The sequence below is a fragment of the Chryseobacterium viscerum genome (assembly GCF_025949665.1).
Lineage (GTDB): Bacteria > Bacteroidota > Bacteroidia > Flavobacteriales > Weeksellaceae > Chryseobacterium > Chryseobacterium viscerum_A.
The window spans coordinates 1,815,259-1,827,680 of sequence record NZ_JAPDFT010000001.1; the positions used below are offsets into that span (position 1 = coordinate 1,815,259).

Here is a 12,422-nt window from a genome sequence, read left to right on the forward strand (position 1 = left end):
AATCCGTTCAGTAATGAACGGATTTAATTTTAGTCTATAATGAAAGTTGAAAAAATTAGTTGCTTGCGTTATTCAGCAGATCAATATCTTCCTGATCCAAAATAAGTTTCGGAGCATTAAATACTGTTTCAAGCTGAGAGGCACTCGTTGCACTTACAATAGGTGCTGTGATCAAAGGATTAGATAACAACCATGCCAGAGAAACCGTTCCCTGAGTGGTATTATGTTTTGCACTTACCTGATCTAATGCTTTTAGGACTTCAAGTCCTTTTGGGTTTAAATATTTCCTTACTCCTTCACCTCTCGCACTTTTTGCAAGATCTGCTTCATCACGATATTTACCCGTTAAGAATCCTGCTGCCAGAGACCAATATGGAAATACACTTAAATCAAACTGCTCTGCCAGAGGGGCATAATTTTGTTCAAAGCCTTCTCTCTCCATTAAGTTGTAATGAGGCTGTAAAGCAACATATTTAGGAAGATTATTCTTTTCTGCAGCTTCAAATGATGCTTTCAAACGTTCCGGTGATAAATTGGAAGCCGCAATATAGCGTACTTTTCCAGCTTTAATAATCTCATCATAAGCAGAAAGTGTTTCTTCTACCGGAGTGACATTATCATCAAAATGAGTATAATAAAGATCAATATGGTCCGTCTGAAGCCTTTGCAGCGATTCATCTACTGATTGTAAGATGTGCTTTCTGCTGACATCATAGCCATGCTCCTTCGTTTCAGAACCTACTTTTGTTGCCAAAACGATATCATTACGGTTGGAACGGCTTTTCATCCACTTTCCGATGATCTCTTCAGATTGTCCTCCTTTTCCGTTTACCCACCATGAATAGGTATCTGCAGTGTCTACAAAATTAAATCCTGCTCCTGCAAAGCGGTCCAGTATATCAAAAGACTGTTTTTCATCCAGCGTCCATCCAAAAACATTTCCTCCGAAATTGATTGGAGCAATCGTTAAATCGGTGTTTTTGATTTTTCTTTTTTCCATAAAAATAATTTTACTAAGTGACCTCTAAGGTAAGGAATATTAAGCCCTGAGGATATTCAAAATAGCCATTCCTGCTATAGTTATTATAAATGGAATTGCTGATGTTTCCTAAGTTTTTTTGACTATTATTTTGTTGAAAATGCAACGAGGCAAAGAAATTTCACCTGCATTGTGCCAAAGACTTTATCTCCGATAAAATTAAACACTGTATATTTTAAAACTCTCACAGATCCTAATAAAAAAATCTCCTCAATCTCCATAATTTGCGAGAAAATTAATCTTGCTGAAAATCTTTGATTTTTCTTGCACCTTAAATACACAATAATTTTATAAATCTTTGTGTCTCTGCATTTTCCAACAAAACCGTTCAAAAAAATAAAAACAGCCTTGTTTTGAAAGCTGTTTTTATTATCTATCAATTAAAAAATACGGTTATTTTTCAATCTGCGGAACCTCAATAGCAGTAAGCTGGAGTTTATATTCCTGTAATTGCAGGTTGATGGTTGATAATCCGTTGCTGAAGAATGATGATCCTTTAAAAAGATCATGATAATATTCTATTCCTTCAAGTACATTCTTTTTGAAAGCATTCCATTTTTTTGTCTGGGAATGGGTAATCTGTACTGATGATTCTGTAATTTCCTTTCTCAGATAATCAACATACATTTTCAGTTCGTTGATGAACATATTCGGACGTTGAGTATGGGAAAGAATATTGGTGTTTCCATAAATATGTTTTACCATTTCCGAAAGTGAAACTTCCTTATCAAAAAAAGCAATATTGGGTCCTGGACATATCACAACACCCTGCTTTTCACCTTTGATTTCAAGATTCTGTTCCATATAGGTAGCATTCACAAGTCCTACACACAGGCAGGCTTTATCGGTAATCTGAGATTTTCTTTTATTGAACTCCTTTTCTGTTAAGATTTCCTGATCCGCATATAATTCTTTCAGTTTGATATCCTGATATTTTTTGGAAGCGGTACAGGTTCCTTCCGGTGAGAATTCTTTACTTAATGCCAGAAGCTTTTTGGGGCAGGAACTGCCGTATTTTCCTTTAGCTTCTTTTTCATGCTTCAATGTTTCATTGGATGTTCCTTTTACCGTATTGAAAGGCACTCCCAATGGAGAAATATTACTCAGATACAAATCCTGCTCTTTGGATTTTACAAGCAGATTCCGGGTTTCTGTATCTACCGAAGTGGCTTCAGGTACCAGTAAAAACGGAGAACCCCATCCTACACTGTCTACATGATAATTGGCCAATAAAAACTCATGTTCTTCGGAAGTTCCAACTCCACCCTGAACAGTAATTTTCATTTCCAAAGGCTCAGAAACAATACATTTTCCTTTTTGTTCCAAAGCAGCTGTCATTAAGGCATGTGCAGACTGTATCAGATCATTTTTTTTCTGCTTAAATTCTTCCATGATCGGCCCAAGAAGCATTCCTTCGGTGGCAAAGGCATGTCCTCCACAGTTCAACCCGGATTCTATTCTGTACTCTGAAACCCACAATCCTTTTTTAGCCAGAAAGTTTCCCTGGATCATTGCAGAACGAAAGTCGCTTACTTTAAGAATGATTTTCTTTTTGATCTTTCCGTTTTCATCCGGGAAAAAGTCTTCAAATTCTTCCATATAGCTGTACAGACGAGGATTCATTCCTGCAGAAAGAACCATTGATGAGGATAGCTTGCTTTTGGCAAATCCCCGCAGTGAAGCGTGGGCATCGTTGTACATCACAGGAAGCTGTTCGTTGTTCTGATAATTGTCTTTATCCACTTTCGTCATGATATTAACGTCAATGCTTCCGGGTCTCAGGTTGGATTCTATGAAGTTTTTAATATTGGTGCTCCAGTTATCTTTCTGATTTATAAGATTCTGAAGACTTGTTTTAAGATCCGAAGTATTCGGAAGTATGGCTATAAAGTCTTTTAAAGCCTCTTTGTTTTTGCTGATTTCCTGTTTGAAAGATTCAAATTTTTCATTCACGATATCATCCACCATATCCAGATAGGCAGTAATTCTTTTTGCCCTGTAATCATCTGTCTTTGTTGAAATTCCAAAATAGTCGAGATTAAACTTTTTATTATAAAAGTTTTTCATCTTTTCCAGGATTTCATCGTCAATGATGGAGATCACAGAAGAAATTCCATATTGGGCAACACGGATCGGGCTGTCTATGGTGTAAGCCAGTCCCATTACCGGAATATGGAAGTTGTGCAAAGGTTTTTTTGTCATAAATTTTCGATAAAAGTTCTTTTCTTATTCATCTAAAAAATCCTTTAAAAACTATTCACTTCCTAAATGTATTATTTTAAAATGAATTATGCATTAAATAATATTTCTCAATACGAAAAACATGTCAAATGTCATGTTTTTGTGATTTTTAATGCAAAGTAGCATGATTCAAATGCTTATTTTGAGAAAGCTAAGAGGTACAACTTTGTCACTGAAGAAGCTTTATGATTGAGCCCTTTATAAAACAAAAAAAGATCAATCTTTCGACTGATCCTTTGATTCTATGATATGAATTTAAATCTATTCTGCTTTGTTTTTAAGCATCATCAGAAGGCTGTAAGCTCCTTTCTGTACTATTTTCCTGTCCTTTAAAAAATCTGCTTTTAATACCTCTGTAAACTGATCATCAGAAATTCCTGTTACGACTGGAATCATTTTGTAATTTGACTTTCCGAGATCTTCAAAAACATAATTTTTGTTTTCAAAAGATACTACTGCTTCGTTAGGAAGTCCCATTGTATAACGGCTGCTGATATTTACTTCGGCATTCACGTACATTCCTTTTACAAATTCAGAATTTACAGAAGATAATTTGGCAACCGCAGTTGCAGAACCTCCGTTTTCAATACTAGGAACTACGCTGACAATTTTAGCATTTGATTTCACATCCGGATTCTGATTGTTGTAGACCAAAATTTCCTGACCCACTTTTACATCATTCACATCGTTTTCAAAAACTTTTAATTCTAAAAGTAATCCTGTCGGATTGATCAGCTCAAATAATGTATCTGCCGGATTGATGTATTGTCCGTTGTTCACAAGAATTTTGCTCACAAAACCTGTAAACGGAGCATAAATATTGATTTTACTTCTGATATTTCCGGTACTCAAACCTTTGGCATTGATTCCGATGATTCTCAATTTTTCTTCAAGTCCTTTTAAAGTAGCATTCAGGGTAGAATAATCTGCCTGGGCGGTCTGCATGGTCTTATCACTGCTGGCTTTGCTTGTATTAAGGTCTTTCTGACGGTTAAAGTTCAGCCTTGCAGCTTCAAGCTGTGCTTTTGTCACCAGATAATCCTGCTGAAGCTGTATGAACTGTGGATCTTCAACAACTGCCAAAATCTGCCCTTTATTGAAATGGCTTCCATTAATTACGTTAATAGACTTAATGTGCCCGCCCATAATACTGGAAACCGAACTGATGTGGGACGGTGCAATTTCTGCTTTTCCGTTCAACCGTATCAGTTTTTCCATATTCCTGTTCTGAATAGTGGTTGTTGTCAATCCTACAGACTGAATCTGCTTCTCCGTAAGATGAACCGAATTTTCATTGTTTTTGGTAAATTTTGTATTTTCGTAAACCGTTTTTTCTTCCTCTTTTTTTCCTGAGCATGAGGATAAAGTAAGGATTAAAGCAAGGCTGTATATTGATATATTCCTGAAATGCATGACGTTACTATTTTGAAATTAAGAATTGAAGTTCAGCACTGATCTGATTCAGTTTTTCCAGTTGATCTATGTAATCTGCTTTGGTTTTTACGGCCTGGTTCACCAATATTACCCAATCCAGATAATCAATCTCTCCTACTTCCATCTGTTTCTGTGCGGTTTTTAAAATGGTTTCGGATTTTGGAAGTTGTTTTTGTTCATAATTTTCAATGATTCTCTGTTGGTTCATATAATTATTCAGCTGTTGTCTCAATCTGTTTTTAAGTTCAATTTCTTTTCTCTGATACTGATTTTCGGAGATTGCAATTTTTGCCTGTGCAGCTTTTGCCATTGCCCTTTGTCCCTTTGTAAACAATGGAATTCCCACACCCACCTGAACTGAATTGAAACGGTTATTGTTGATGTTTTTCATACTTTGATTGGTATATCCAACAAGAAGGTCCGGAAGAAGTTTGCTTTTCTCCAGTTGTACTTCTGCCTCTCCTACTTTGATCTGTTGCTGCAGATACTGAAGCTCAGGATGTTGTTTTACCATCTCCTCGGAAACCTGAAGCCCAATATTCATCGTTGGTTTATCCGCAACAGGTTGGTAAGAAGTTTCGGACTGAAGTAATACCTGAAGCTGAAGTTTTGCCACGTTCATATCATTTTCAAGAGTGTTCAACTGTACTTTTACCTGTTCTTTCTGGATTTCAGCGGTTGATTCCTCCAGAATATTGGCTTCTCCTTTCTTTAATCTTAATCCGGCCTTGTCAGCAAAATTATTGTACATCTGGCTGATATATTCCAATACTTTTTTCTTCTCCTGAAGGACTAATATTCTGTAGAAAACGTCTGTAACTTCTTTGGTAAGCTGTGTTTTGGTCAGATTCTGATTGATGATACTGGCAGACCATTCCGCATCCAGCATTTGTTTTCTCTTTGAATATACTGTAGGAAAGCTAAATCTTTGAGAGATTCCGAATGAATTGTCGGTTTCTTCTCCCTGAATCTGCCCAAATCCTCCTGTAACTTCCAGCTGAGGAATATCCAGATAACTGGCTTTGAGTTTTTCCTGATAGTCTGATATTAATTTTGAGTTTTTAAGGGTGCCATTCTGTTGATAAGCCTTTTCCAAAGCCTGGTCGTAAGTAATGTTTTCCTGAGCCTGAAAACTTCCGAAAGAGATCAGCAATAAGAAAACTGACAGTTTTTTATAATTGTTTTTTTTAGAGAATTTCATTTTATCTTTATTAATATTTTCAAACAAAACATAGAGAATAGGAAGTACAAAAAGGGTTAAAAGTGTGGCGAGCATCAAACCTCCAATTACCACAGTTGCCAAAGGTCTTTGCACTTCTGCTCCGGCACCGTTGCTGATGGCCATTGGAAGAAATCCTAAAGAAGCCACAAAAGCAGTCATTAAAACCGGACGAAGTCTGATTTTTGTTCCTATCAGTACAATTCTGTTGGTATTAGCTATTCCGTTCTTTTTCAATCGGTTAAATTCTGATATCAAAACAATTCCATTAAGTACCGCAACTCCGAATAAAGCGATAAATCCTACTCCTGCACTAATACTGAATGGCATTCCTCTCAACGCCAGAAAATAAACACCTCCTATGGCAGACAATGGAATGGCTGTATAGATCAGCAAACTATGTTTTACGGAGCCAAAAGCAAAGAACAATAACAGGAAAATCATTACTAGCGAAATAGGAACAGCTATACCTAATCTTGCCTTGGCTTCATTCAGGTTTTCAAAAGCTCCTCCATAGGAAACGGTATATCCAGGTGATAATTTCAGGCTTTTACCAGCCTTTTGCTGAAGCTCTTCCACAATACTCTGAACATCTCTTCCTCTTACGTTAAAGCCTACGATAATCCTTCTTTTGGTATCCTCCCTCTGAATCTGATTTGGACTGTTTTTAAGTTCCACTTTAGCCAATTGCGATAAAGGAATCTGCTCTCCTGAAGTCGTAGGAACCAGAAGGTTTTGGATGCTGGTAATATCTTTTTTATGTTCATTATCCATTCGGACAACGATATCAAACTTCTTTTCACCTTCATATAAAGCACCTGCTGTCTGGCCGGCAAAAGCCATATTGATCACTCTGTTGATATCTGCTACCGAAATATTATATCGGGAAAGTTCAGAACGGTTATAATCTATCACAACCTGCGGAGCACCTACTACAGGTTCAATATAAAGATCCTGAGCTCCTTTTACTGTATTGATGATGCTTCCTATCTTTTTTGCATAGGTGGCAAGACTGTCCAGATCTTCACCATAGATTTTGCATACCACATCCTGTCTGGCTCCGGTCATCAGCTCATTGAAACGCATTTGTACAGGAAACTGGAAACTGGTTGTCAATCCCGGAATAACGCTTAATGCCTTACTCATTTTATCAGAAAGTTCAGAAAATGTTTTGGCAGAAGTCCATTCCTTTTTAGGTTTTAAAACAATAATCATATCTCCGGAATCCATTGGCATAGGTTCTGTAGGAATTTCTGCACTACCAATTTTCATGACCACCTTTTCTACTTCTGGAAACTGGGTTAAAAGGATATGTCCGGCCTGTGTGGTGGCTTTCTTTGTTTCGTTAATATTACTTCCCTGAAGGATTCTCATTTCAACCGCAAAGTCACCTTCTTCAAGAGACGGGATGAATTCACCACCCATTCTGGAAAGGGTAACAACAGCACCAATAAACAGCACCAAGACGCCCAGAATAATGGTTTTTCTATATTTAAGGGCCTTTATCAGGAATTTCTGGTGGCCTGTTTCCACTTTGCCCATTACCCGGTCTGAAATATTTTCTTTTTCTTTTTTCTTTCTGCTCAGTACCAGAGAGCTCATCATAGGAATATAAGTAAGGGAAAGAATAAATGCACCAATCAGGGCAAAAGCTACCGTCTGAGCCATTGGCTTAAACATTTTACCTTCAATTCCCTGAAGTGTAAAAATCGGAAGATATACAATTAAGATAATGATCTGACCGAAAACCGCACTGTTAACCATTTTGGTAGCAGAACCGGAAACCTGGTCATCCATTTCTTTTTTGCTGAGCATATTATCTTTTCCAAAATGCTTTTTGTGGGCCAGCTGATGCAGTACCGCTTCTACAATGATGACAGCTCCATCTACGATAAGCCCGAAATCAAGGGCTCCAAGGCTCATCAGATTCCCTCCTACACCGAAAATATTCATCATAATGATCGCGAAAAGCATCGCTAAAGGAATTACAGATGCTACCAGTAATCCCGCTCTGAAGTTTCCTAAAAACAAAACCAGAATGAAAACAACAATCAAAGCTCCTTCCATCAGGTTTGTTTTTACTGTACTGATGGTGTTGTTTACCATTTTAGCACGGTCAAGAAAAGGTTCAATAACAACACCTTCAGGTAATGATTCCTGGATTTTTTCCAGTCTTTGTTTGATATTTCCAATCACTACGTTGGTATTCTCCCCTTTCAGCATCAGAACAATAGCTCCGGATACTTCTCCCGTATCATTATAGGTCATGGCGCCATACCTTGTTGCATACCCTATCTTCACAGAAGCAACGTCTTTTATATGTACCGGAATACCTTCTTTGGTTTCTGCAACCTGAATACTTCCGATATCTTCAATACTTCCCAGAAGCCCTTCGCTGCGAATAAAAAGAACAGTTTCTTTCTTCTCGATATAAGCACCTCCGGTATTCTGGTTATTCTTTTCCAACGCCCCAAAAACATCATTGATATTGATATTGAACGCCTGAAGCTTGTTGGGGTTAATGACAATTTCATATTGCTTCAGTTTCCCTCCGAAACTGCTGACATCAGCTACTCCCTTAGTTCCCAGAAGCTGTCTTCTGACAACCCAGTCCTGAATGGTTCTGAGTTCAGTTTCATCATAGACATTTTCATACCCTTTTTTGGCTCTTACCACATATTGGAAAATCTCCCCCAATCCGGTAGAAATAGGTCCCAGTTCCGGTTTGCCGATTCCTGCCGGGATGTTGTCCTGAACAAGCTGTAAACGCTCCTGAACCTGTTGACGTGCCCAGTAGACATCTGTTTTATCATCAAAAACCACAGTGACTAATGACAGTCCGAAACGTGAGAAACTTCTAAGTTCCGTAATTCCGCTGATGTTACTGGTAGCCTGTTCGATAGGAAATGTAACAAGACGTTCTATGTCTGCTGCCCCGTAAGAAGGAGCAGTCGTAATGATCTGAACCTGATTATTTGTGATATCCGGTTGGGCATCGATGGGCAGCTTGGTAGTTTCATAGATCCCAAAAAGGATAAGTGCCACTGTAAACAGAGCAATGATGAGCTTATTCTTTACAGAAAACTCAATAATTTTATTTAACATGAAAAAAACTATTAATTGATAACCCGGAATGCCTTATAAAAGCTGTTGAAGTCTTTGTTTTTTATGATTGCAGCTACAGAAGAGAAAATATTTTCCTGATCCTCATGCACTTTATTGTAAATTTATCATCCTGAAAAATTTAAACAAATTATAGCAAAGACATCATAAACAGAGTTATAATGCACGAAAGGTTAAATTGATATGTAATAATAAATGGATTGCTTTAAGGCTAAAGCAATGTCAGTATAAAATCAATTAAGAAAGCCGTGGAGGCTGGAAAATCTGAGAAAGCGAATGATTGGAAAAATCTTTTTCCTTGTAGATACTGTTTTTCTTGGAAACAGTAATTTCTTTAGGCTTTTTTATTTCGAATGTAAGTTCCGGAAGCTGGGCATGTACAGTTAATACGATGGGAGGATTAATAAACGGCAGTTTCTGATCGGTATCCCAGTCAGAATCCTGTTTGTGATTATCATAATGCTCTATCACAAATTCTGATAAACTTCCGTGGTATTCCATAAAATGTTCCACAAACATAGGTACCTTCAGTACTTCCCCCGCATTGGTGGTAGCCAGCACATACATCATCGAGCATAATATGGAGAACCATTTTAACATTGGTGCAAATATAAGGCTTAAATTTTTCTTAAACAGGCTCTGGTATTAATTTTTTGATAATTTTAACCAGTTTAAAAATGGTTTAAATAAATAATAGCTATTTCTAAATAATGTTAGATTTATCAAACAAAAATTAAAGCCTGGACTTTAGTCTGCTTAGTGTTTCCTGAGAAATATTAAGGTAAGAAGCCACCAATTTGTTAGAAAGTCTTCTTACGACAACCGGATTTTCATCCAGAAGCTGGCGGTATTTTTCAAGAGCATCCTGTATAAGGAAAGACATCAGCCTTTTGGTATTGTTCACATAAGCTGTTTCCAGATATATTCTGTAAAATTTTTCCCATTGCGGGATAATTTCCAGAAGGTGATAAAAATTCTTATGGCTAATATAATATACTTCTGAATCCTCTACGGCTTCAATAAATTCCTCAGAGGGTTCAGAAGTAATAAAACTGGTAAGTGCAGTGGCAAATTGATTTTCAAAGGCAAAATATCTGGTGGAATCCTGCCCTTCTTCATTGATGAAAAATATACGGAGGCAGCCATTCACTACAAAAAATGTTCTCTGGCTATTTTGTCCATTGGAAAGGAGCATTTCATTCTTTTTTAATTGGATAAGTCTGAAATAAGAGAGAATAGTTTCCAATTCTTTATCCGTGACCGATATTCTGTTTTTAATATATGACGTTAAAAGTTCCTGCATGTAAGCAAAAATAGTAATAAATGGCTTTGCTTACTTCTTTTTATTCTGTTCTGGCTATGAGTTTTCTGCCTTCACGGCTTTCCAGTATGAGCAAATGTATAAACCATGCGGATCCCATTCCAAGGTCGTTTTGAAGTAATTACGAAGCTCGTGTACTGTTGTATATTCTGCTGCGATATAAACATATTCTTTCAAAACACCTGGTGGAAACTGAACAGATTTAACGGCTTCTGAGAGCCGGCTTCCCTTTTCCGGATGAGGATTGTGCAGCCATTCAATTGAAATATCTGCTGCAGAACACAGGATAAGTTCGTCTTCTTTGCCTGCCACCTCTAATAGTATCTTTGCCGACACATACGGAGGAAATTGTTCTGCAATAGCACAAATGACAGGTAATGCTGTTGCATCTCCCGCCAGTAGATAAAAATCTGCATCGGGAACTAAAGGTCTTGTACTTTCTTTCATTCCTATTTCCAATGAATCACCGGGATTCGCTTGTAATGCCCAGGCAGAAGCAGGTCCGTTATCACCATGGGCAACGAAATCTATACTTAATTCCCGGTTTTCAAGATCTATTTTTCTGTTAGTATACGTTCTGATTAAAGGAGAGCTTCCCTCTTCAGCCGGAATAAAGATTTTATTATTAGAACCGGAACGTACATTGGCTAACAGTTCAGCCTGATTTTCATCAATTTCAAATATGACACGGATAAGGTGAGGAGTAAGATATTGTTTATTTTTAATGATAAATACAGAACGTATTTTTTTCGTTTCTTTTACTTGAGATATTAGAGAATTTTCCATTTTATTTTTTATTAAATAGTAAAATAATCATTGCAATTATACAGCTGATTCCTCCGAACAGGTATACAGTCTGATAATCAAACCAGCCGGCAATTAATCCTGCAATGGGGCCTACCATTCCTAATGAAAGGTCAACGAATGCTACATATGCTCCCAATGCTGTTCCTCTCATTTGTGGTTTTACTTTTTGAATGGCAAGAACTCCTAAAGCCGGAAAGACCAATGAAAATCCAACCCCTGTCAATCCACATCCAATAACGGCTAATGTTTTGGAAACAGATGTCCAGATCAGCAGCTGTCCTGCTACTTCGATGATCAGAGAGATCAAAGCAATCTTAAAACCTCCGTATTTATCAGGAAATGAAGCAAAGAAAATTCGGGTAAGAACGTAACATATTCCGAAAATCATAAAGGCAAGTGAAGCGTCACCCCAACTCTTTTGTGAGAAAAATAAAGCAATAAAAGAAGCAATACATCCAAATGCCATTGATGAAAAAGCAAGACTCAGTCCTTGGCCTGATATTGCGCCGATTACTTTGTAAAAAGGTGTTCGCACATGATCTTTATCTACAGTAATAGAAGGAAGCTTTGCAGTAGAAAGCCAGCTTACAAGCGGAAGTAAGGCTATAAGGATAAAAGCAGGCAGTATGTTGTATTCTTTACTCAACCAGATACTTACAGGTGCTCCGATTGCAATTCCTGCATACATGGCAATACCGTTCCATGTCATTACTTTCCCGGAGTTAAAATGTCCTGCCAGCCCAATTCCCCACGTTAATGCTCCGGTAACCAGAAAACTTTCACCAACACCATGGATAATCCTTGCCAGCAACAGAAAGACAAGTGCCATCAGCGGATTAGCCTGAAATAATACCGCCAGTACATAAACAATCCCGGCAATAACAGCTAATACCACACCGGACATTTTACTTTTCTTAGCTCCTCTGGTATCTGTAATTTTTCCGGAATAAGCACGGGTTAAAAGTGTTGACAGTGACTGCAGGCCAATGACAAACCCCACAATAATGCTGTCAAAACCTAATATATTCTGAACAAACCCAGGAAGTACTCCCAATGCAATTCCTATGGTAAGGTAAACCCCAAATACCGAAATGATAATGGGAGTGGTTGCCCGGAAAAAATTAATAGTCTGTCCTTTTTCTAATGTTGTACTCATAAATTTTGTTTAAAATATTCGGGTGCAAATGTCCCTGTACAACAAATACTAAACTTTGATCTAGATCAAAAAAGGTAGAAAA

General features: G+C 37.5%; 8 protein-coding genes. All 8 read right to left on the reverse strand.

Going from position 1 to position 12,422, the window contains the following annotated elements:
• Positions 1–55: 55 nt before the first annotated feature.
• The 8 genes from OL225_RS08260 to OL225_RS08295 all read right to left on the reverse strand — a co-directional run bounded on the left by OL225_RS08260 (position 56) and on the right by OL225_RS08295 (position 12,340).
• Positions 56–1,000, reverse strand: a complete 945-nt coding sequence (locus OL225_RS08260) for an aldo/keto reductase (RefSeq protein WP_264517922.1) — start codon at positions 998–1,000, stop codon at positions 56–58.
• Positions 1,001–1,432: 432 nt separating this feature from the next.
• Entirely contained in the window at positions 1,433–3,241 is a 1,809-nt protein-coding gene (locus OL225_RS08265; protein ID WP_264517923.1) for a hypothetical protein, read from the reverse strand.
• A gap of 300 nt (positions 3,242–3,541) precedes the next feature.
• Positions 3,542–4,693: an efflux RND transporter periplasmic adaptor subunit gene (locus tag OL225_RS08270; RefSeq protein WP_264517924.1), complete on the reverse strand. Its 1,152-nt coding sequence runs from the start codon at positions 4,691–4,693 to the stop codon at positions 3,542–3,544.
• 7 nt (positions 4,694–4,700) lie between these two features.
• Entirely contained in the window at positions 4,701–9,038 is a 4,338-nt protein-coding gene (locus OL225_RS08275) for a CusA/CzcA family heavy metal efflux RND transporter (RefSeq protein ID WP_264517925.1), read from the reverse strand.
• 255 nt (positions 9,039–9,293) lie between these two features.
• The gene (locus OL225_RS08280; protein WP_156118354.1) at positions 9,294–9,656 is read right to left on the reverse strand and encodes a hypothetical protein; all 363 of its coding nucleotides are present in this window, start codon (positions 9,654–9,656) and stop codon (positions 9,294–9,296) included.
• 133 nt (positions 9,657–9,789) lie between these two features.
• Complete coding sequence (locus OL225_RS08285) at positions 9,790–10,359, reverse strand: Crp/Fnr family transcriptional regulator (protein WP_047374785.1); 570 nt, start codon at positions 10,357–10,359, stop codon at positions 9,790–9,792.
• A gap of 54 nt (positions 10,360–10,413) precedes the next feature.
• On the reverse strand, positions 10,414–11,163 hold the full coding sequence (locus OL225_RS08290; RefSeq protein ID WP_264517926.1) for a siderophore-interacting protein: 750 nt from the start codon (positions 11,161–11,163) through the stop codon (positions 10,414–10,416).
• Position 11,164: 1 nt separating this feature from the next.
• Entirely contained in the window at positions 11,165–12,340 is a 1,176-nt protein-coding gene (locus OL225_RS08295; protein ID WP_264517927.1) for an MFS transporter, read from the reverse strand.
• Positions 12,341–12,422 lie beyond the last annotated feature (82 nt).